The following is a 22,279-nucleotide window of genomic DNA, read 5'->3' on the forward strand; positions in this document are numbered from 1 at the left end:
GTTACCAATACATCAAAGTTTTTATGACCTCAACCAAAATTAGTACCAAAACGATAGCACGTATTGCTGCGGTGCAGGCAATTTATCAGTATAAACCGGAGAGTCCTGATCAAAACATAGATATAGTCATACAGCAAATGATTCAATTCTATCAAAGTGAGCGAGTAGCTAATAATTTAAACAAACCAATAAAAGTGAAGTTAAGTATAAGTTATTTTGAATTGTTAGTAAAGTCTGTAGTTGTAAATTTACCTCAAATTGATAAGATGATATCAAGGCATTTGACATCGGAATGGCAAATTACTAGCTTACCTGTTCTGCTTCTTGCTCTTTTGCGTGTGGCAATTTGTGAATTACAATTTCTTCCAAATGTTCCAAGTAAAGTGGTAATTAATGAATTCACCGACATTACAAGTGATATGTTGAATGAAAATGAGGTTGGTTTTGTTAATTCTGTATTGGATAGAATTGCTAAAAAATCTAGCGAGATCATGTGTCATGACATCTAATATATTAGGGTTTAGAGGTAAATTTGTTGCCATTAAAACTACAAAAAAGCGTAAAAATTCGTCAAAACAGTGGCTCACGCACCAATTAAATGATCCATATGTTTCTAAAGCAAAGCTTGATGGTTATAGATCTAGGTCAGCTTATAAGTTGCTGGAAATCCATGAAAAATTTAATCTGTTAAAACCAGGGATGAAATTAGTCGATTTAGGTGCTGCACCAGGTGGATGGAGTCAAGTAGCTAGCAGAATTATTAAATCTGATGAGTCACGTGGTAATAATAGCGTGATAATTGCAGTTGATTTACTTGACATCGAACCAATTATTGGTGTACATTGTTTGCAAAAAGACTTTTATGCTGAAGATACAAAAGAGATTATTATAAAGATGCTCGATGGTAGTGCTGATGTGGTAATGAGTGATATGGCTGCGAACACGACGGGTCATGCAACAACTGACCATATTCGGACTCTTGACTTATGTGAGCATGCGATTGACTTTGCCTTAAAAATTTTAAGACCGGGTGGGCATTTTATTGCTAAAATTTTTCGAGGTGGTACGGAGAATAATGTGCTAAACAGAGTTAAACTTAATTTTCATAAGGTCAAGCATTTTAAACCATCTTCTAGTCGTAAAGAGTCAGTAGAGGTTTATTTAATTGCTTTAAATAAGAAATCTGAAGACAGTTAAGGAAAAACTTGATTATCGAGTAAAATGGATAAAATTTCATGACCATAAGTTTTTCATTTTATTAAAAAAACTAGCATCATCCTCATCTTTGTCGCTTGTAAATTCTTTATCCAGCAATTCTAGTAATTCTTTTTGTTTTTTAGTAAGATTCTTTGGTATCTCAATATGTATGTGAGCAAACATATCACCTCTAATGCTTGATCTAACCTTAGACATACCTTTGCCTTTTAACCTAAGTTGTTCGCCATTTTGTGTGCCAGCGGGTATTTGTAATTTTACCTTACCACCTTCTATATCTGGGACTTCTACTTCTCCACCTAAAACAGCTTTAATGAAGCTAATTGGTAGTCTGCAATGCAAATTAATTCCATCAACTTTATAGAGGTCATGCGGTTTAATAGTAACAAAAATATACAAATCCCCGTTATTTCCTCCTCGCACTCCGGCATCTCCTTCACCAGTAAGCCTTATTCTAGTACCTTCTTCAATACCAGCTGGAATATTTACTAATAAATTTCTATGTTGTGAGTAACGCCCCTGACCATGACATTTTTTGCATGGATTTTTAATTATTTGTCCTGCACCTTGGCATTTTGCACAAGTTTGTTCTAATGTAAAGAAGCCTTGTTGTCTTCTGGTAACCCCTTGTCCTGCACAAGCGTCACATTTGGTCATTCCGGCATTACTTTCTGACCCGTTGCCGTTACATGTTTGGCATTTTACTTCACTGGTAAAACTAATATTTTTGTCGATACCACGAAATGCTTCTTGCAAAGTAACTGTGATATCATATTTTAGATCTGAACCTCTAATAGTAGTTGATGGTCGTTGTCTTCTTGTCCCGCTGCCCATAAAATCATTAAAAAACTCACCAAATATATCATTTATATCAGGTCCACTATTGTTATGTCTTCCAGCTGACGATGCTGCACCTGAATTCTGAAAGGCATCATGTCCAAAACGATCATAGGCAGCTCTTTTTTGTTCATCTTTTAGGATGTCATAAGCACTGCTTATTTCCTTGAACTTTTTTTCTGCTTGTTTATCCTGTGTATTACGGTCAGGATGATATTGCATCGCCAATTTATGATAAGCTTTTTTTAGCTCTTCCTGGGTAGCAGTTTTACTAACCCCAAGTATTTGGTAATAATCTTTTGTCGACATAATTAAGTATATCTTATTTTAAATTTTACTTTTAGCTAACTCGAATAGCGTTACTCGTCATTGCGAGGAGTCGCTGAAAGCGGCTACGCGGCAATCCAGGGTACACGAAGCTTTACTCTAAAAAAACAGCTTCGCTGTTTACCTGGATCACCACGGCATCTAAAGAGCCTTGCAATGACGATTATAGAAAAATGTAGGGTACTATGGTTGCCACTACACTCATGTGGTCTTGCAATGACGGAAGTATTTTCATCCATCATCATTGCGAGGAGCCACTTTAGCGGCGACGAAGCAATCTACATTCATTAGTAATTACTTATTGCTTACATCCTCGTAATTAGCATCAACTACTTTATCGTCATTACTTGCTTCAGATTCCGCATTATTATCGTCACCTGACGGAGATTTATACATAGCTTCTCCTATTTTCATACTACTAGCCATAAGAGCATCAGTTTTTGCTTTAATTTGCTCAAGATTATCAGACTCTAAAGCTGCTTTTAACTCTGTTATGCTATTTTCTACTTCTTGTTTATCACTAGCTGATATTTTACTATCGTGTTCTTTTAGAGTTTTTTCAGTTGAATAAATTAAGCTATCAGCACTATTTCTAGCCTCAATTAATTCACGACGCTTTTTATCATCCTCAGCGTTTTTTTCTGCATCTTTTACCATTTGTTCAATTTCTGTATCACTAAGACCTCCAGAAGCTTGAATAGTTACTTTTTGTTCCTTACCACTAGCTTTATCCTTGGCAGAAACATGAACTATACCATTAACGTCTATATCAAAAGTTACTTCAATTTGCGGTAATCCTCGTGGTGCAGGCGGAATGCCATCAAGATTAAATTGGCCAAGTATCTTATTATCAGATGCCATTTCCCGTTCACCTTGGAATACCCTAATCGTTACAGCATGCTGGTTATCATCAGCAGTAGAGAATACCTGACTCTTTTTAGTCGGTATAGTAGTATTACGATCAATCAGCCTAGTAAATACCCCACCAAGAGTTTCAATACCTAAAGATAAAGGGGTGACATCTAGCAATAATATATCAGTAACTTCTTTATTTAATACCCCGCCTTGAATAGCAGCACCTAGAGCCACGACTTCATCAGGGTTAACTCCTCTATGTGGTTCACGACCAAAGAATTCCTTTACTTTCTCAATAACTTTTGGCATTCTAGTCATACCACCAACAAGTACTACTTCTTGAATATCCGAAGCTTTTAGCCCAGCATCTTTTAAAGCTTTCTTACATGGTTCTATTGTATCATCAATTAACGTTGCCACTAAGGATTCTAATTTCGCCCTAGTAAATTTTATATTTAAATGCTTAGGACCTGAGCTATCAGCCGTAATATATGGCAAATTAACATCAGTTTGAGGTACAGATGATAATTCTTTTTTAGCTTTTTCAGCAGCTTCTTTCAGACGTTGCAAAGCTAAAGGATCTTTGCGTAAATCTATACCACTTTCTTTCTTAAATTCATCAATTAAATAATCTAGAATTCTAGAATCAAAATCTTCGCCACCAAGGAAAGTATTGCCGTTGGTAGATTTAACTTCAAATACACCGTTACCTATCTCTAAAATTGATACATCGAACGTACCACCACCAAGATCATAAACTGCAATTATTTTGCTCTCAGCTTTATCGAAACCATATGCTAAAGCGGCTGCTGTTGGTTCATTGATTATCCTTAATACTTCCAAACCAGCAATTTTACCAGCATCTTTGGTTGCTTGACGTTGTGCATCATTAAAATATGCCGGTACAGTAATGACTGCTTGTGTTACCTTCTCACCAAGATAATTCTCGGCTGTTTCTTTCATTTTCTGTAGAATATAAGCACTAATCTGACTAGGAGAATATTTTTCTCCTTTAACTTCAACCCAAGCATCGTTATTAGCAGCTTTTACTATCTTGTATGGTACAAGATCTTGGTCTTTTTTTACCATAGGATCAGAGAAACCTCTACCTATCAATCTTTTAATACCATATAAAGTATTTTGTGGATTGGTTACAGCTTGACGTTTTGCTGGATCGCCAATTAATTTTTCACCGTCATTACCAAATCCTACCATTGAAGGAGTAGTCCTAACTCCTTCAGCATTTGCTATAACTCTTGGTTCTTTTCCTTCCATTACCGCGACGCAAGAATTTGTTGTTCCTAAATCTATACCTATGATCTTTGCCATATACACTCCTAATCCCAATTTAATAAATCAACTTGATAAGTTTTGATATAATGTCTTCTCGTTTATTTTACAAGAGGTAGCTGTGAAAAAAAGTTATATCATGTCCTTATCGCCGGAGCAGAACATTTGGACGAGTCACCTATTTCACTTTGTACATTTCTACGATTTTGAATACCCCTAATTCTCTCTTTATTAGAATTTTCTCTTACCTTGATTAATCCTTGTATAAGATATTTTAATCTAGAACTTTCAGTATAAAGGATCATATGTTTAAAAAACTTGGTATATTTACCTACTAGCTTATTACCACCATTCCAATACATATCCTCAATCATCGACATCTCGTTAGGTTTTAACTTATCCCAAGACTTGCCATAAATATTTTTTAGCTCTAGGCGATTAACAGCACTCTTACAATCATATATCATTCGAGATTGTTGTATTGTAATAGCCAAAACTTACGCTATGAGAAAAAAAATGGTACATTATGTTGAGTATAATTTACAAATGCCAAGAGGATAAAATTGCAAGCAATACCAGTTAATAGGACAGATTACTGTCAATTTCTAATAGTGAGTCAAAAGAATTATAGTTTGACCTACTATGCTGAACATGCCAAAAAATGTAGCCATGATGTTATTAATAGATTTTTAAAAAATGAAAAATATACACCTTCTTTGTTATGGGAACATATTAAGGATGATGTTATTTTATCGCCTAACGGATATACAATATTTGATGATACGGTGTTAAATAAAAGAAATACCAAGAAAATAGAAATTGCTAGATCACAGTACAGTGGGGCTACAGGTGGTATTACTACTGGTATAGGAGTAGTAAGTTTGGTATATTATAATCCGGATATTAATCAAAACTTACGCTATGTAAGGTTCTAAATAGCGTAAAGAGGGTGAACGTAACTGCTGTTGCATATAATGATCTAAAAGCCCTAACTTTATTTGATAAACCGTCTTACCTATTTTGTGTGCAGTTCTTTTTAGAAAAGCCCACACTAAAAATGCACAACTAATGTGATTACGCTGGATGCGTTGTTTTCTGCATTGGCATCGTTCTATACCGGTAAGTTGCTTGATTTCTCTATGCATGCTCTCAATTACCCAACGAAAGCCACACTCATCTTGTACGGCTTTAGAAGATTTTTGAGTTTTGTTATTGGTAACAATATAATCAACTCTGTTGGTAGAAACAGTAAGTTTAAACAAATTAACATGCTTATCTTTTGCAAAGCCCTTTATATGAATCTCCACTCCGCTCTTAATTTCCTCATCTGAAAACGTTAACTTGCTAACAGCTTTATAAGGCTTAGAAGAGGAAGTTTTAGTAACGTTTCTATTTGCTTTAATAGGAGCATAATAATATTTACCCAAGGAATCAACATGTTGCATAATTTTATGCGTAGCATACCATGTGTCAAAAAGCACAGTTTGAAAAGGAATCTTTTTGCTATACACAGCATTATTTAACATATTTAATAGGTGTTCTACTTTTGTCGCTCCATCATGTTCGGGCGAAAAAATTCGGTAATCTATTACCCAAAACTTATTAATATCCGGATTATAATATACCAAACTTACTACTCCTATACCAGTAGTAATACCACCTGTAGCCCCACTGTACTGTGATCTAGCAATTTCTATTTTCTTGGTATTTCTTTTATTTAACACCGTATCATCAAATATTGTATATCCGTTAGGCGATAAAATAACATCATCCTTAATATGTTCCCATAACAAAGAAGGTGTATATTTTTCATTTTTTAAAAATCTATTAATAACATCATGGCTACATTTTTTGGCATGTTCAGCATAGTAGGTCAAACTATAATTCTTTTGACTCACTATTAGAAATTGACAGTAATCTGTCCTATTAACTGGTATTGCTTGCAATTTTATCCTCTTGGCATTTGTAAATTATACTCAACATAATGTACCATTTTTTTTTCTCATAGCGTAAGTTTTGGTTAATGAAAAACTGGGGATTCCATCATTACGCCTTTATTGAACTTAACGAAGCTCAAAAACATGGTATGGATATTAAAAAGAATTACTTAAAAAATTGGACAATTAAATATTTAAAATTATATCCAAAGATTTTAACAATAAATCTTATTAGTTTTATATTAATATTTGTGTATTTAATATCTATTCTAACAAATAAACAATCTAATAGTCCCGAGAAAGTTATTTTGGCATATATCGTAGCAATATCTATTGTTTTTTCAATAGTACTATTTTTTGCTACCATGGCATGTGATTACCGTTATTATTATGTTATAAGAATTTTAACATTATTTAGCCTGCCGATTTATTTGAAATTCAGGCAATCTAAAAAAAGATGTTATGTATAGCTAACCATAGTAAAATGGCGTCATTGCGAGGAGGCATGAGCCGACTAAGCAATCCATAAAAGTGATTAAAAATGGATTGCTTCGTCGCTGCATCGCAGCTCCTCGCAATGACGTCTCGAGCTTTTAAACTTGACCCTATCTATTTAATTCCTTTTTTTTCCTCAACTGGGGAATCTGTTCTTCGGGTTATAGCTACACTTGGAAAAAAATAGCTTTTCCAGCTAGTCTACGCTCATTCAGCAATAGATTTTTTTCTGAATATGTAATATACTTAAACTATTCTAATATTACTTTAATAAATGTAGGTTCTAACTGTGACTAATTTAGATCGTCAAAACTTAATATCTATTAGCATTGAAGATGAGATGAAAGGCTCTTACTTAGATTATGCTATGAGTGTAATCGTCAGTAGAGCCATTCCAGATGTACGTGATGGTCTGAAGCCAGTGCATCGCAGAATCCTTTATGCAATGTATGAAGCATCTAATTACTTTAACAAACCTTATCGTAAGTCAGCAAGAACTGTCGGTGATGTGATGGGTAAATACCATCCGCATGGCGACGCTGCAATTTATGACTCATTAGTGAGAATGGCACAGGATTTCTCTTTAAGATTACCGCTCGTTGATGGGCAGGGTAATTTTGGTTCAAGAGATGGTGATGCTGCCGCTGCTATGAGGTATACAGAGTCAAGACTTGCTAAAGTTGCTCATACATTGCTTGAAGATATTGATAAAGAAACCATTGATTTTACGCCAAATTATGATGGTTCTGAAAAAGAACCATTGGTACTACCATCAATGTTTCCCAATCTCTTGGTGAACGGAACTAATGGTATTGCTGTTGGCATGGCTACCAATATTCCACCTCATAATCTTGGAGAAATAATAGATGCTTGTTGCCTATATGTTGATAATAATGATGTAGAAATATTAGAACTTATGTCAGTAGTTAAAGGACCTGACTTTCCTACTGCTTGTATCGTACTTGGTACAAGCGGTATTAGGTCAGCTTATTTAACAGGTAGGGGTAGTATTCTAACTAGAGGGCGCAGCGAAATTGAAGAGATATCTAATAATAGGCAGGCTATTATTATTACAGAAATACCATATATGGTTAATAAAGCTAAATTGGTTGAGAAAATTGCCGAACTGGTCAAGGAAAAACGTATTGAAGGTATCAGTGATCTTAGAGATGAATCAAATAAAGATGGTATTCGAGTAGTAATTGAAATAAAGAAAGATGTTGTAGCAGAAGTGGTGCTAAATCAAATATATTCCTATACTCAGCTGCAAACTAGTTTTGGTGTAATTATGTTAGCTCTAAGAGATGGGCTACCCGAAGTTATGAACTTAAAAGAAGTGATAGCTGCTTTTGTCAATTTTAGAGAAATAGTAATAACTCGCAGGACGATATATTTGTTAAATAAGGCTCGTGATAAGGCACATATTTTATTGGGACTAATGATTGCTGTTAGTAGTATTGATGAGGTTATTAGAATAATTAAATCTTCAAATGATCCGGCAAGTGCTAAAGAGCAACTAATGCAAAGAACTTGGGATGCGTCATCTATAATAGATCTAGTAAAACTTGTTGATGATAGAGCAATGATAGCAGATGATGGTAAATGTTATTTTACTGAAACACAAACAAAAGCAATTCTTGAAATGCGATTGCAACGTTTAACTGCTATGGAGAAAAATAAATTAGAAAATGATCTTGCAGAACTAGCTACGGAGATTAGCGGTTATACTGACATTCTAGCATCACGTGAGAAACTTCTAGATATCCTAAAAAATGAGTTAATTAGAATCAAAGATGAATTCGCTACTCCCCGCCTTACTAGCATTGAATTAGGTGACTTTGATCAAGATATTGAGGATCTTATCCAAAGAGAAGAAATGGTTGTGACCGTGACATTGGGCGGTTATATTAAACGTGTACCTCTTGCCACCTATAGAGCACAGAAACGAGGAGGAAAGGGAAGGGCAGGGCTGTCAATGAGAGACGAAGATATTACCACTCAAATATTTGTTGGTAGTACTCACACACCGATGTTGTTTTTCTCAAATACCGGGCAGGTATACAGCTTAAAATTATATAAACTGCCACTTGGTAATCCTCAGAGTAAAGGAAGACCAATAGTCAACATTTTACCTTTAAAAGAAGGAGAACGTATAAATAATATTATGCCATTGCCTGAAAATCAGGATGAGTGGGATAATTTGAATATTATTTTTGCTACAAGCAAAGGTAACATTAGAAGGAATGATTTATCAGACTTTAAACGTATTCAATCAAATGGTAAAATTGCTATTAGGCTTGATGATAATGACCATTTAATAGATGTTAAAGTTTGTAAGGATGAAGACCATGTTTTACTGGCAACCAAAGCTGGTAAAGCTATAAGATTCCCAGCTAGTTCAGTTAGGGTATTTAAAAGCCGTACTTCTGATGGTGTAAGAGGTATGAGGATTGCTGCTAGTGACTACGTTATCTCTATGACAATATTAAAAGGCATAGCATGTACAATGGAGGAAAGGGAAGCCTATTTATCAATTCCTATAGAAAATAGGTTGTTAATCGCTGATGGCAAGGAATTCACTCAGGAAGAATTTGGTGTACAGTTAAATAAAGAACAGATTTTAGAAATGGCTATTTCAGAAGAATTTATTCTTACCGTTAGTGAAAATGGTTTTGGAAAAAGAAGTTCCGCATACGAATATAGGATTACTAACCGTGGTGGTAGTGGTATTGTTAATATGGATGTGTCTGATAAAACTGGATTAGTTGTTGGAGTAATGCCGGTTGATATGTCTGATGAGTTGATGTTAATTACTAATAATGGCAAACTAATTAGGTGTAAACTTGAATCTGTACGTATAACTGGTCGTAATACTAGTGGTGTAATATTATTCAAAACCGAACAAGGAGAAAAAGTAGTTTCTACCGCATTGATTGCTGATAGCCCTGAGGAAGAGGTGGATGTGGATATACTCGAATGATAATATATAATCTGAGTTTGGTTTAATAGTTGAGCCTAAAACGATAATTTTAATTTAAGTGAACCTTGATGGTTTGAATATTTATTATTAGACGCTAAATAGTTATATACTGCCATGATTTCTGTTAATCCACGTTTTATAGTGATAGTTCCGCCAATTTTGTAGTTGTATTTAGCAGGTTTTTCAAGCAGCAATATTTCCTCTTTACTGCTTGGGTCTGACATGACCTGCATATGAAGCTTTTGCTGCTTATTATGCAAAAACTTTTCGACTTCCATATGCAATCCAGGAATCACTTGGGTAGTATCACTAATCTTCATTAGCATAATTACTTCAAATCCTATAAGCCCCGAAGATCTTCGGCTGTTAGTAGCTACCGATAGACTTTGTCTTTCAAAGCTTGCCCCATATCCAGCAATATCCTGCCCCCCATATTTAAGCCCAATATGGGGGATAATTAAAGCTTTCCCAACCTTTGATTTGTAAGCAACTACTAGCTTGCTACTATATGAGCTATTAGCAAATTTAGCTTTATCTAGCTGGTTTTGTACTGGTAATTTTGCAGAAACATTACCCGAAGCAAGGGAAAGGAATCCTTGTAATATTAGTTTCTTAGACAAGTTAGTTTGACCATACATAAATATTACGTGGGTGTGGGCAGTAAATTTCTCAGTACTATTCTTGTATTCAAAATTAGAGAGAACATAATTATAAGCTCCTCCAATAATGCTGCCATTAGATAATTCTAAATCGCCTCCAATAGTTGCAGCACTAGTTCTACCAATATAGCTACTTAACAAGTATTTCCCATTATACAAAACTTACGCTATGAGAAAAAAAATGGTGCATTATGTTGAGTATAATTTACAAATGCCAAGAGGATAAAATTGCAAGCAATACCAGTTAATAGGACAGATTACTGTCAATTTCTAATAGTGAGTCAAAAGAATTATAGTTTGACCTACTATGCTGAACATGCCAAAAAATGTAGCCATGATGTTATTAATAGATTTTTAAAAAATGAAAAATATACACCTTCTTTGTTATGGGAACATATTAAGGATGATGTTATTTTATCGCCTAACGGATATACAATATTTGATGATACGGTGTTAAATAAAAGAAATACCAAGAAAATAGAAATTGCTAGATCACAGTACAGTGGGGCTACAGGTGGTATTACTACTGGTATAGGAGTAGTAAGTTTGGTATATTATAATCCGGATATTAATAAGTTTTGGGTAATAGATTACCGAATTTTTTCGCCCGAACATGATGGAGCGACAAAAGTAGAACACCTATTAAATATGTTAAATAATGCTGTGTATAGCAAAAAGATTCCTTTTCAAACTGTGCTTTTTGACACATGGTATGCTACGCATAAAATTATGCAACATGTTGATTCCTTGGGTAAATATTATTATGCTCCTATTAAAGCAAATAGAAACGTTACTAAAACTTCCTCTTCTAAGCCTTATAAAGCTGTTAGCAAGTTAACGTTTTCAGATGAGGAAATTAAGAGCGGAGTGGAGATTCATATAAAGGGCTTTGCAAAAGATAAGCATGTTAATTTGTTTAAACTTACTGTTTCTACCAACAGAGTTGATTATATTGTTACCAATAACAAAACTCAAAAATCTTCTAAAGCCGTACAAGATGAGTGTGGCTTTCGTTGGGTAATTGAGAGCATGCATAGAGAAATCAAGCAACTTACCGGTATAGAACGATGCCAATGCAGAAAACAACGCATCCAGCGTAATCACATTAGTTGTGCATTTTTAGTGTGGGCTTTTCTAAAAAGAACTGCACACAAAATAGGTAAGACGGTTTATCAAATAAAGTTAGGGCTTTTAGATCATTATATGCAACAGCAGTTACGTTCACCCTCTTTACGCTATTTAGAACCTTACATAGCGTAAGTTTTGTATATTTGGTTATACCTATCGTACCACTAACCCACACATTTTTAGGAACAATATCATCTTCATCATCAGCAGCGGGAGGAGAAAGATTGTTTAGATGTCTTAAATCGCTTAATCTTAAATCAATAGATGAGTTTGCGAATTCATGAGACAAGAGAATTATTTCATTCAGTGCTAAGGCAATATTTCTTACTGTTTCTTTTTGTTTTTGTAATAATTCTACCGCTAATACCACTGTTTCCCTTGCTATCTGTTCAACTTTTTCTTGTGGCACTATAGCTTCTGCTGGTAGTGCTGCTCCTTCTCCTGCTGGTGGTGCTGCTTCTCCTCCTGCTGGCGGTGCTGCTTCTCCTCCTACTGGCGGTGCTGCTTCTCCTCCTACTGGCGGTGCTGCTCCTTCTCCTGCTGGTAGTGCTGCTGCTCCTCCTACTGGCGGTGCTACTCCAGCAGCTCTATCTTCCCTTGCTGGTGGTACTCCATTATTAGGAAATAGAAGTGGGGCAGGATTATGTCCTACTCCAACTCCTTCTAATCCTGCTTGTTTGTGGTACATTAGCTACTGGCACTATTGGTTGTTGTCCATCGGTTGTATCCTCCTGATTTTTTTTGTTTTTTCTATATCCACATAAGGTTCATCAGGAGCTATATCATCATAAAATTCAGAGGAAATAAATTCAACATTCCACTCTTCTAGTGGGAATTCATTTTGCCCTTGTGTTTTTTTACGGTTAAAAAAATTAGCCACATTAGTTAGGTAAGAATTGGGTCGGTTAACACCCAACTGTTTTTTAAACTGTTCAAATGTTCGTTTTTCAATAACCAATGGAGTATTAAAAAGTTCTACAGCCTTATGCCTAGATGAATCACCAGTTCCATATACCGGTAACTGGTATAATAATTACAGTCCCTAATGCAGATATTACAAATAGCACCTTTGCTATAAGTATTTTAACCTTAGATAAGCACATAGAACCTGTTTTAATAGGTTAAAATATAATAATTGGTATAGAATAGTAGAAAAGAAACCTATAATTGTCTAGCTAATATTACAGTAACACAAGGGATTTGTGAAATAATCATTGACGAGCAGATTATATTAAAACATAATCGCCCCAAAATTTATATGAGAGGTACAATGAAATTATCTGATTTTGATTTTACCTTACCGACTGAGTTAATCGCTCAGAAACCAGAAAAAAAACGAGATGAGTCTAATTTGTTGGCAGTAGCACCAAACAAAGACTTAGTGCAGACCAAGTTTTATGATATAATTGACTATCTATGCCCTGGTGATTTAATGGTATTTAATGATAGTAAAGTTATTAAAGCCAAATTGCTACTAAATAAAGCTGGCAAAAAAATCGAATTATACCTAAACAAGGCAATAAGTGATAATTATTGGCATGGCTTTGCCAAGCCTTCAAAAAGACTTAATGAAGGAGATCAATTTGATTTTGGTTGTAATAAGATTATTATAAGTAAAAAACTTGTAATGGGGCAGGTTGAGGTCGAATTTTTTCTAGATAATCTCTCAGTTTTTGAATTTTTAGAAAAATACGGTGAAATCCCGCTACCTCCTTATATAAAGAGGCACGAAAATTTACTAGAGGATAATAATAGATATCAAACAGTCTATAGTAAAAAACCTGGAGCAGTAGCCTCTCCAACTGCAGGGCTACATTTTTCTGATGAATTACTTGCATTAATTAAAGCAAAAAATATTGAAACTGCTTTTATTACTTTGCATGTTGGAGCAGGGACGTTCCTACCAGTTAAAACTGAAGATATTGATCAACATCAAATGCATTCAGAATATTATCATATAGATAAAAAAACCGCAAATATGATTAATAAGGCAAAAAAAGAAAACCGACGGATAATAGCCGTGGGAACTACCAGCTTACGAGCATTAGAAGGTAACGCCATTGCCAATTCTCTTAATGGACAAATACAAGACGGAGAATTTGAAACAACCATTTTTATTAGACCGGGATTTAAATTTCAAATTGTTGATATGTTAGTTACCAATTTCCATTTGCCAAAATCTACATTATTCATGTTAGTTTGTGCTTTTGCTGGTTATAAGGAAATAACTGATATCTACAAATATGCTATAGATACGAGAATGCGGTTTTTTAGTTATGGTGATGCGATGCTTCTTTATAGAAAGCATTGCTGATTATCTTTACTTTGCTTTTTATTTTCCATAATATATATTATAGAATAGCTTGAAAAATAAGCAATTTACTATCACCGTATATTTTTTCTTTAATTAGCTGTAAAGAATCATCGCTAAAATCTTCATTTTTAGCAAGTTCGACTACAATAATGCTACCATCTTTTAACCATTGACCTTTTTTTAAAGCATTAACTGCCTTCGATACAAGATTATGACCGTATGGCGGATCAATAAAAATTAAATCAAAGCCGTGATAAGCCGAAGGTAGAGCTACTGCATTGATATTTAAGAAAGTCATTTTATCCAGCTCACCTATTTTACTAGCAAACTCTTTTGCTACCTGTAAATAATTAGCATTTATATCAACTAATGTAACTGCTCCAGCACCTCTAGAACAGCTCTCAAAAGCTAAACTACCCGTGCCAGCAAATAAATCGAGAACTTTAGATTCATTGTTAAATAACCTACAATCAATGAATTCTCCTGAAGTTAGTATACTAAAAATCGCCTCTCGGATTTTCCCTGTGGAAGGACGATAGTTAGAGTTTTTTAAGGTAGGTATGATCCGATTTTTATGTTTGCCTGCTATAATTCTAATCATAAAAATTTCTTAAATTTTTCGAATGGCTGTTCTTTATACTGATTTGGTTGCAAATTACCTAATAAAAAATCTCCATAGCTAATTCTAATTAACCGGTTAACAGTCAAGCCGAAATATTCAAATATCTTTCTAATTTCACGATTTTTACCTTCAGTCAAAACTACTTCAAACCAACAATTTGTCCTGCCTGATTTTATTAATTTAATTGATTTAGGATCATAACGTATTTGATCAATTTCTATATTTTTATAATTTTTTAGCAAAAGATTTGGGTTACCATATGCTCTGACTTTATATACACGTTCTATTTTACTTGATGGTAGCTCAAACTTTCTTGCTAAATCACCATTATTGGTTAGTAATAATAGCCCTTCACTATTGATATCCAGTCGCCCTATTGAGATTACTCTAGGCAGATTCAGCTTTGCAAGACTAGCAAATACCGTTTCTCTACCACTTGTATCTTTATGCGAAGTAATGAGTCCAACAGGTTTGTAATATACCCATAAACGCGGGATCTGTTGTTGATTTATTAGTTTTCCCGACACCTCAATAACACTAGTTTCATCAACATTGGTTGCTGGTGAATCAATAATAACGCCATTTACTTTTACTTGATTATTTTTAATAAGCAGTTCTGCATCACGCCTTGAACATATTCCTGCCGTACTAATCGCTTTTGCTAGTCTTTGCATACTATCCTGTCTCAAATAAACATCCTATATTTTTTACTTACTAGACATGTCATTGCGAGAAGCCACTTTAGGCAACGAAGCAATCCAAAAGTTGCGACAGCACGCTGTTTATTTGGATCGCCACGCCACTTCGTGGCTCGCGATGACGGTTGTTCGTTCTTATAACCTAGCACTAATAGGATTCTAAAAATTCTTTTATCTTATCATCAGGGATTTCAAAAATATCAATCATACCGTGTTCTTTAGGGTTAAAGTTTTCGGGAAATTTTGTAGCAGGGAATCCTCTAGAAAACATATATCGAGAAACAAGAGGAGTTTACTCTATTAATCAGTTCCAGTTGTAAACCACTCATTGCCGTCAAAGGTTTAGAGTTATAATATGCCCCCTGTAAATTAAACTGATGAGTATTATGAAAAACTAACATTTTAGATAAATCAACTCCTATCAAATTTATATTATTAAAAATTGCAGTATTATAAGAAGCATCAGTAAATTCTACTCCACACAAATTACTTCCTGAAAAATCAGCAGATTCTAAATAAGTTCCATTAGTAAATCTAGAAAGGGCAAAATCACATCCTAGCAACTTTGCTCCCCAAAAATTTACGTTAGAAAACTCACTTTTTTGGAAATTATTTAATGAGAGATTGGCGTTGAAAAAATTTATGTTATGAAAATAAGACTTACTAAAATCAGTATCATATTTATTCTTTCCTGTACCAAATAAAATAATACTACTTAGATCTATATCTTTTAAATTTTGCTTTTTATTTGCAATCAAAAATCTTAACTCCTTGAAAATCTCAATATTCACTTGATTATATTTTGGATCAAATGATTCCCATACACTTAATGGTTGAAAGAGTATAGGTTCAACAGGAACAGTTTCTTTTTGTAAAGAAGGAATTCTTTCGAAAGCAAATTTAGGATTTTTTCCTTCAGATAAGGTAACTAGTCTAGTTACCTTATTATCTAAAGCTAGAACAGAAAATTGATATCTACCGAAAGCAACAGTATATAAAGCTAAGTATCCAGAATTTTATTATCGTATTTCTACAAAACACTACTTGTGGAAAAGAAAAAAACTTATTAAACTTATTTAAAATAATGGAGTAAACTTGAATAATGCTGGAAACTGATCCTAAGAGAAGTTTATAAATTAGCCTAATGGCTATAATCCCATATAGGATAGTTTTAAGCAATATTCTCAAAGCAACTTTTACTTTTTGAGAGTAAAATTTATATATTTGTTTCATAGCAATGTATAACTACAATAATAGTCTTAATTTTGATAATATAACATTTATGAGTATTTTGTCTAATGTAAGAATTTTAGTTGCTGTACAGGCTTTCCAATCCATAGATCGTACTTGATCGCATAATACTGCTCCCTTTATTTGTTCAAAGTTTATTATCACTTCAAAAGGATAGCCCTTAACTTGACTAGTGATAGGTACAAATAGAGCAAGACCACTCTTAAGGTTATATTTATAAGGAGTAAGAACTACCGCTGGTCGTGTTTTTTGAATCTCTTTGCCTTTTTGAGGTTCAAAATTAAGCCAAACTACATCACCTCTTTCAGGTATGAATGTTACCACGATTCATTACCTACAGCAATGTCATCATTTAATATTTCATGATGACAGTTAGAATCTGTAATATTATCCAATAATATATCTAATTCTGATGTTTCTGTACTGATAATCAAATAGTTATCAGCTGTTTCTAAATTAACAAATGTACCTTGTTGAAAATGTAACTTATCAGCTAGATGTTTAGGAATTCTAATTCCCAAGCTATTTCCCCATTTTTGGATTTGAGTTTGCATAATATCATTAATATTGTTATTGTATAAACAAGTATATACAATAAACCTACATTATGCAAGTTAAAAATTCTTTTTATTCATTGCAAGGAGCTATATCGCCCCCCTTCCCTATTTACTTCGTATTTGTAACATCCCCAAAAAGAGTAAAAAATAGGCAAACATCTGTATAAAAAATAGCATGCTACTCAATGCTGGTAAAAATATAACAATAATAGGTTGTAATAAAATGGTCACTCCACTTGAAAATAATACTATCCTAGTGCATGTTTGCCAAGAGGATTTAGGGCCAAAATACTTAGTTAACAGATATACTAATATGATAATAAAGATTTTTTCGAATAAAATCATTACAAAACGATAGACTATCATTATCGGCATTAAAATGTAAATAAATACCTTCGGTGCTTGTGTAAGGATCTCAGAAAAATGCTTTTTAATGACTTCTTCAGTTAGAATTTTTTGATCAGAAGTAAATAATTTAGAATATCCAATACTAAATGCACTCTTTTTTTTATCAGTTATTTCAATCGTAGTAAGGGTTATATTATTGCTACTAAAGAGGATAGGAACTTTAATTTTCTCGCTATAAGGTAGTTGATTCTTTGAGTCTATAACAGCAATTTTATTACCATTTTCATCGAGTAAATATATAGCTTCATCTTGATCAACTAAAATTTTACTACCATCATAATAGATTTCCGGTAACTGTTTTAATATATATTCAATAGTTGTGGTGCTTTTTGTAGAGCGGTTTTCAGTAAAATAATCCGTCAAAGCTAACAAATAATTAAATATAAAAAGACAGAAAATCAATGATGATATAAAAGATACAGTAAATATGTATTTAATTCCATACCCTGTATATGATCTATAAACATCTTGGTAAAAATTTATTGAACTGATTGATAACCGTAATTGATGAAATAAAGTAGTAAACCACGAGAAAACGGATAATAGTTTTGTTGTCATAATATCTATTTTGATGTAGATTCATAAAAAATTTTTATCAATATATTCCAATTCTTAAAACTAGAAAAGTATATATCTTTTAACATAAAAGCGATATTTATCATAATGAAGTTTAATAAAATACCAAAATATTCAGAAGAATATTGTAAACTAAGTGACTGTATTAGAGTTTTAGCAAGTGATAGCATAGAACATGCCAAGTCAGGGCATCCGGGTATGGTACTTGGCATGGCAGATGTGATGACAGTTTTAGTGTTTGATTTTCTTAAATTCAATCCTAATGATCCAACTTGGTTTGACCGTGATCGCCTAGTTCTATCAGCTGGGCATGGATCTATGTTACTTTATAGTTTTTATTATTTAACAAATTATAAAAATTTTCACTTAGAAGATTTAAAACAATTTCGCAAATTACATTCAAAAACTCCTGGACATCCAGAATATGGAGCATATGAAGCTATTGAAGCTACTACAGGACCTTTAGGCCAGGGATTTGCCACTTCAGTGGGTATGGCTATTGGTCAAAAAAAATATCAACAAAAATTGGGCAAAAATCTTAGTGATCATAAAATTTACTGTATAATTGGAGATGGATGCCTAATGGAAGGTATAAGCTACGAGGCTGCTTCTTTAGCTGGACATTTATGCCTTAATAACCTAATAGTTTTATTTGATGATAATAAAATTTCCATCGATGGCTCTACCAACCTTACCGTATCTGAAGACCATTTGCTTAAATTTACTGCCATGGGTTGGATTACCGAATCTATAGATGGGCATGATTTTGAGCAAATTAATGCCAGCTTAACTAGGGCAAAAAATTCTGATAAACCCTACTTCATTGCCTGTCGTACTTTAATTGCCAAAGGTTCTATTAACAAGGTAAATTCAAATGCAGCCCATGGTTCGCCCCTTGGCAAAGATGAAGTTAAATTGCTAAAAGAAAATTTAGGTTTTAAGGATGAAGAGTTCGGACTACCAAAAGAATTAAAAGACCTATGGGACATCGCTTGGCTAAGAAATCAAGTGAGTTATAATAATTGGCAGGAAAACTTTGTTGATATAAGTCAAGAACAAAAAGCGTATTTTGCTAGACCTAATATCGATTGTTCTTTTCTTGATAATATACCTATCCCGGTAAAAGATGAAGCAACCCGTAATTCATCCGGTAGAATTGTAGAAGAATTAAGCAAACTATCTGATAAAATTATTTTTGGGTCAGCTGATTTATCATTATCCAATAATATCAAAAATAATCATAGTAAAGTAATCAGTAAAGATGATTTTAGCGGCAACTACATCCATTATGGTGTTCGTGAGAATGCTATGGGTTCTATCATGAACGGACTGTCATTATCAGGATTTTTGCCTGTAGGTGCTACTTTTCTAGCCTTTTCTGATTATATGAAGCCAAGTATGCGACTTTCTGCTATTATGCAGCAACAAGTAATCTATATAATGACTCATGATTCAATCGGTGTAGGAGAAGACGGCCCTACTCACCAACCAGTTGAGCATCTAGCATCCCTCCGAAGCTTACCAAATATGATGGTACTACGCCCTGCAGACTATATAGAAACAGCCGAGTCCTGGCGAATTGCACTATCTAATAAACAAGGACCTTCTGTTCTTACTTTAACAAGACAAGCTGTCCCTCAAATTATTAAGATTCAAAATGGGGAAAATCAAATAGTTAGCCACATTAGTTCACAAAATTTATACTCTAAAGGTGGGTATATATTGTCAGGAAATAGTCAAGAAAAAGTAGATGTTACTATCTTTGCCACGGGTTCTGAATTATCAATTGCTCTAAAAGTACAAGAGCTGCTAACTAACCATGGTTTTAAAGCTGAGGTCATATCAATATTATGTTTTGAGCTATTTTTTAAACAAAAACCTAGCTATATCCAAAATATTTTATCTAGGGGTAACTTAAAAGTGGCTATAGAAGCTGCAAGTAGCTTTGGCTGGCATCGAATCATTGGAGAAAACGACATGTTCTTTGGCATGGAGCAATTTGGTCTATCTGCTCCCTCTACTGATTTATACTCATATTTTGGGCTTACTGCCTCAAATATTCTAAAAAAGATTATGGCAAAAATTAAGGGGATGTAAAAAAGGCATCATTGCAAGTAGGCGAAAGCAACTAAGCAATCCTTAAAAGTGATTAGAAATGGATTGCTTAGTCACTACTATAAACCTCAGTTTTGGATTAATTTCATTAATCCGAAATTGAGGTTATAAAGTAGTTCCTCGCAATGATGGTATGGACTCCGTCCAAACCCATCAATGGACTTCGTCCATATATGACTTTGAGATCGATTATTAAGAATTACATGCCTTCAGAGTCAAAACCACTACTAGACTCTCCCAGTAAGCTTTGGTATGCTGCAATGGGATCATCAAAATATTTAGAGCATGTCTCTGACAGACCTAAAGCATCTAACATATCCTCAACTACTTCCTTAACTTGCTGTTTTTGCAATTTTGTTGCTTGTTCTTCTTGTTGATGTTTCATCTCCATAATAAATTGTTTGTCTTGTTCAGTTAATTGCTCGGTACTATGCTGACTAGCAAAATCTTGCATCTTTTTAGTTTGTCGTAGTGCATTAATCATAATTTGGTATTCTGTCGCTAAAGGGCTACGCTCAGCATATTCAGGTAGATAGTTCCTAATATTCTCCAAAAATAACTTATTAATTTCAGCAAATACTTTTTGTTGTGCATGTGTGGTTTTGCTAAAATCCATATCCATCTCACACGCTATAAATTCTAAAAGCTCCTTGGATAGACCTTTTTTTTCACATTTTACTATTAACTTATCAACAATGTGTTGAATAAAGTCTCCAATATTATTGTCAGTAATCTCCTCTTTTGTCTCAGATTCCCGTGATGTAAAGTTATTTATAAATAGAGAGCTAACCTTTGGTAAAGTATGGATTACTTGAGTGAAGGTTCCTTGATTACAAGCAGACTTATTAGGACCATACGCTGTCGCAGCTATATATAATTGCATAGCCAACTCCGACATTTTATTTACCTTCCATACCTCTTCTACAGAACAGTGGTTTAAATCTTGAAACAAGTCTTTTATTTGCTGCTGAGTAGCATTACAGTTAGTAAGTAAATTATGGCATGCCTCTTGACTTTTAAGCTCTTCTATTGTTAGTTCATCTTTATTAAGTAGTTGTTTAATTTTAGTTAGAATACTTAAAACTTTTGACTCATCTGTCTCTATAGTGAAATATGTAGATAGAAAGCTAACACATAATTCTTGTATTTCTTGCTTATTAGGATAATTACTATCAATGAATAGCTTAACAGCTCCTATCGCTTTAGGTAACTGTAGATTCTTCCCATGCAGGTAATCATAACAATAACTATAATTAGCATAAGTTCCATCATATTTACCATCAACATCAGTTTTTACATAAAGATTCTTTAAGATATTGACCGCTTTTTCTATTATTGCTTGCATAGCTTTCTTGTTATCTTGTAGATAATTTAGTTTATCTTCTTCTGGTATTTTATCAAAAATATCCTTTTTCCTATCTTCAGGTAAATTGGGCAATAGAAAGGGGGTATATTCTGGTTTGCTTGTAATATTTGACAAGTCTGCTATTCTTGTTATAGTTTGCTTTGCAGCTTGATCTAATTGTTTATCAAATTGTTCATCAGAAGCTTTCAATTGTTCTAACAAATCCTTGATGAAGGAGTTTGTTGCTCTTACTAATGTACTATTATGTACAGATTGAGAGTCATTAACAATAGCTTGTAGATCATTACGTAATTCGCGTGGAATGTATCCATGTTCGAATAACAATTTTTGAATATTCGGTCTATCCATATAATAGTTAGTAATAGTCTGTCCTTGAATAGGTCCATTAATTGAAAACGAATAGGTCTCATCGGTATGTTTAAGTAAATATTCAACTATACTGTCATAACTATGACCTGCTAGTACCATGCTTGCAAACCATGCATCTTTTGCTTTTTGGTCTAAATTTAAATTAGAGGTCTTTTTACTGTTAATGAGTTTAATAAACATAAATAAGTAATTCCAGGCTTTGTTATTACATTCAACCTCAATAGGTCTTCCGTTAAGCTTAATATTTTCTGCAAAACTTTCAAATGCCTCATTGGTGATA

22 protein-coding genes and 1 pseudogene are annotated in these 22,279 nt (G+C 33.7%); 8 read left to right on the plus strand and 15 right to left on the minus strand.

The annotated features are described in order from the left end of the window. The first annotated feature begins 23 nt into the window (after positions 1 to 23). The gene (gene nusB / locus AAGD19_RS05910; RefSeq protein WP_341747539.1) at positions 24 to 509 is read left to right on the plus strand and encodes a transcription antitermination factor NusB; all 486 of its coding nucleotides are present in this window, start codon (positions 24 to 26) and stop codon (positions 507 to 509) included. After that, positions 499 to 1,197, plus strand: coding sequence for an RlmE family RNA methyltransferase (locus tag AAGD19_RS05915; RefSeq protein ID WP_341747540.1), 699 nt, complete (start codon positions 499 to 501; stop codon positions 1,195 to 1,197). The genes nusB and AAGD19_RS05915 overlap by 11 nt, the downstream gene beginning before the upstream one ends. A gap of 36 nt (positions 1,198 to 1,233) precedes the next feature. Here AAGD19_RS05915 and dnaJ read toward each other — a convergent pair whose 3' ends face one another. The 3 genes from dnaJ to AAGD19_RS05930 all read right to left on the minus strand — a co-directional run bounded on the left by dnaJ (position 1,234) and on the right by AAGD19_RS05930 (position 5,018). Further along, positions 1,234 to 2,361, minus strand: coding sequence for a molecular chaperone DnaJ (gene dnaJ / locus AAGD19_RS05920; protein WP_341747541.1), 1,128 nt, complete (start codon positions 2,359 to 2,361; stop codon positions 1,234 to 1,236). 312 nt (positions 2,362 to 2,673) lie between these two features. Continuing rightward, positions 2,674 to 4,563, minus strand: a complete 1,890-nt coding sequence (dnaK, locus tag AAGD19_RS05925; protein WP_341747542.1) for a molecular chaperone DnaK — start codon at positions 4,561 to 4,563, stop codon at positions 2,674 to 2,676. A gap of 98 nt (positions 4,564 to 4,661) precedes the next feature. Continuing rightward, positions 4,662 to 5,018 (minus strand): hypothetical protein, encoded by a 357-nt coding sequence (locus AAGD19_RS05930; protein WP_341747543.1) that lies wholly within the window; start codon positions 5,016 to 5,018, stop codon positions 4,662 to 4,664. A 117-nt stretch (positions 5,019 to 5,135) separates the two neighbouring features. Between AAGD19_RS05930 and AAGD19_RS05935 the strand changes: the two genes are divergently transcribed. After that, positions 5,136 to 5,459 carry a hypothetical protein gene (locus tag AAGD19_RS05935; protein WP_341747544.1) on the plus strand — a complete coding sequence of 108 codons (324 nt, stop codon included), beginning with the start codon at positions 5,136 to 5,138 and terminating at the stop codon, positions 5,457 to 5,459. On the opposite strand, the gene AAGD19_RS05940 is transcribed toward AAGD19_RS05935, so the two are convergent. Further along, complete coding sequence (locus AAGD19_RS05940) at positions 5,439 to 6,422, minus strand: transposase (RefSeq protein WP_341747233.1); 984 nt, start codon at positions 6,420 to 6,422, stop codon at positions 5,439 to 5,441. The two genes, AAGD19_RS05935 and AAGD19_RS05940, sit on opposite strands and share 21 nt — an antisense overlap. A 125-nt stretch (positions 6,423 to 6,547) precedes the next feature. On the opposite strand from AAGD19_RS05940, the gene AAGD19_RS05945 reads away from it, so the two are divergent. Together AAGD19_RS05945 and gyrA are read left to right on the plus strand one after the other, a co-directional pair. Beyond that, on the plus strand, positions 6,548 to 6,931 hold the full coding sequence (locus AAGD19_RS05945; protein WP_341747545.1) for a hypothetical protein: 384 nt from the start codon (positions 6,548 to 6,550) through the stop codon (positions 6,929 to 6,931). A 365-nt stretch (positions 6,932 to 7,296) separates the two neighbouring features. After that, positions 7,297 to 9,936 carry a DNA topoisomerase (ATP-hydrolyzing) subunit A gene (gene gyrA / locus AAGD19_RS05950; protein ID WP_410520839.1) on the plus strand — a complete coding sequence of 880 codons (2,640 nt, stop codon included), beginning with the start codon at positions 7,297 to 7,299 and terminating at the stop codon, positions 9,934 to 9,936. Positions 9,937 to 9,971: 35 nt separating this feature from the next. Here the strand turns inward: gyrA and AAGD19_RS05955 are convergent, their stop codons facing one another. Next, the gene (locus AAGD19_RS05955) at positions 9,972 to 10,754 is read right to left on the minus strand and encodes an autotransporter outer membrane beta-barrel domain-containing protein (protein ID WP_341747547.1); all 783 of its coding nucleotides are present in this window, start codon (positions 10,752 to 10,754) and stop codon (positions 9,972 to 9,974) included. Positions 10,755 to 10,823: 69 nt separating this feature from the next. On the opposite strand from AAGD19_RS05955, the pseudogene AAGD19_RS05960 reads away from it, so the two are divergent. Next, positions 10,824 to 11,663, plus strand: a pseudogene (locus tag AAGD19_RS05960) (transposase); the annotation flags it as partial. Between the two features lie 37 nt (positions 11,664 to 11,700). On the opposite strand, the gene AAGD19_RS05965 reads toward AAGD19_RS05960, so the two are convergent. Both AAGD19_RS05965 and AAGD19_RS05970 read right to left on the minus strand, forming a co-directional pair. Next, positions 11,701 to 12,411: a hypothetical protein gene (locus tag AAGD19_RS05965; protein WP_341747548.1), complete on the minus strand. Its 711-nt coding sequence runs from the start codon at positions 12,409 to 12,411 to the stop codon at positions 11,701 to 11,703. A gap of 12 nt (positions 12,412 to 12,423) precedes the next feature. Further along, on the minus strand, positions 12,424 to 12,681 hold the full coding sequence (locus AAGD19_RS05970; protein ID WP_341747549.1) for a hypothetical protein: 258 nt from the start codon (positions 12,679 to 12,681) through the stop codon (positions 12,424 to 12,426). A gap of 312 nt (positions 12,682 to 12,993) precedes the next feature. Here AAGD19_RS05970 and queA point away from each other — a divergent pair, with 312 nt between their 5' ends. Then, positions 12,994 to 14,037 carry a tRNA preQ1(34) S-adenosylmethionine ribosyltransferase-isomerase QueA gene (queA, locus tag AAGD19_RS05975; RefSeq protein WP_341747550.1) on the plus strand — a complete coding sequence of 348 codons (1,044 nt, stop codon included), beginning with the start codon at positions 12,994 to 12,996 and terminating at the stop codon, positions 14,035 to 14,037. A 37-nt stretch (positions 14,038 to 14,074) separates the two neighbouring features. Here queA and rsmD read toward each other — a convergent pair whose 3' ends face one another. From rsmD to AAGD19_RS06010, 7 genes are all read right to left on the minus strand, one after another. Next, a complete protein-coding gene (rsmD, locus tag AAGD19_RS05980; protein ID WP_341747551.1) occupies positions 14,075 to 14,638 on the minus strand; it encodes a 16S rRNA (guanine(966)-N(2))-methyltransferase RsmD in 564 nt (187 codons plus the stop codon). Beyond that, positions 14,635 to 15,333 (minus strand): pseudouridine synthase, encoded by a 699-nt coding sequence (locus AAGD19_RS05985; protein ID WP_341747552.1) that lies wholly within the window; start codon positions 15,331 to 15,333, stop codon positions 14,635 to 14,637. Before AAGD19_RS05985 ends, rsmD begins: the two co-directional genes overlap by 4 nt. A 172-nt stretch (positions 15,334 to 15,505) precedes the next feature. Next, positions 15,506 to 15,628: a hypothetical protein gene (locus AAGD19_RS05990; protein ID WP_341747553.1), complete on the minus strand. Its 123-nt coding sequence runs from the start codon at positions 15,626 to 15,628 to the stop codon at positions 15,506 to 15,508. Continuing rightward, the gene (locus AAGD19_RS05995; protein WP_341747554.1) at positions 15,618 to 16,115 is read right to left on the minus strand and encodes a pentapeptide repeat-containing protein; all 498 of its coding nucleotides are present in this window, start codon (positions 16,113 to 16,115) and stop codon (positions 15,618 to 15,620) included. Before AAGD19_RS05995 ends, AAGD19_RS05990 begins: the two co-directional genes overlap by 11 nt. Before the next feature lie 487 nt (positions 16,116 to 16,602). Further along, positions 16,603 to 16,932 (minus strand): type II toxin-antitoxin system PemK/MazF family toxin, encoded by a 330-nt coding sequence (locus AAGD19_RS06000; RefSeq protein WP_341747555.1) that lies wholly within the window; start codon positions 16,930 to 16,932, stop codon positions 16,603 to 16,605. Continuing rightward, positions 16,926 to 17,162: an AbrB/MazE/SpoVT family DNA-binding domain-containing protein gene (locus AAGD19_RS06005; RefSeq protein ID WP_341747556.1), complete on the minus strand. Its 237-nt coding sequence runs from the start codon at positions 17,160 to 17,162 to the stop codon at positions 16,926 to 16,928. Before AAGD19_RS06005 ends, AAGD19_RS06000 begins: the two co-directional genes overlap by 7 nt. 108 nt (positions 17,163 to 17,270) lie before the next feature. Further along, a complete protein-coding gene (locus tag AAGD19_RS06010; protein WP_341747557.1) occupies positions 17,271 to 18,131 on the minus strand; it encodes a DUF1189 family protein in 861 nt (286 codons plus the stop codon). Between the two features lie 105 nt (positions 18,132 to 18,236). On the opposite strand from AAGD19_RS06010, the gene tkt reads away from it, so the two are divergent. After that, complete coding sequence (gene tkt / locus AAGD19_RS06015) at positions 18,237 to 20,246, plus strand: transketolase (protein ID WP_341747558.1); 2,010 nt, start codon at positions 18,237 to 18,239, stop codon at positions 20,244 to 20,246. Between the two features lie 217 nt (positions 20,247 to 20,463). On the opposite strand, the gene AAGD19_RS06020 is transcribed toward tkt, so the two are convergent. Next, entirely contained in the window at positions 20,464 to 22,179 is a 1,716-nt protein-coding gene (locus AAGD19_RS06020; protein ID WP_341747559.1) for a hypothetical protein, read from the minus strand. Positions 22,180 to 22,279 lie beyond the last annotated feature (100 nt).

Source organism: Candidatus Tisiphia endosymbiont of Dascillus cervinus (genome assembly GCF_964026405.1).
Taxonomy (GTDB): Bacteria; Pseudomonadota; Alphaproteobacteria; order Rickettsiales; family Rickettsiaceae; genus Tisiphia.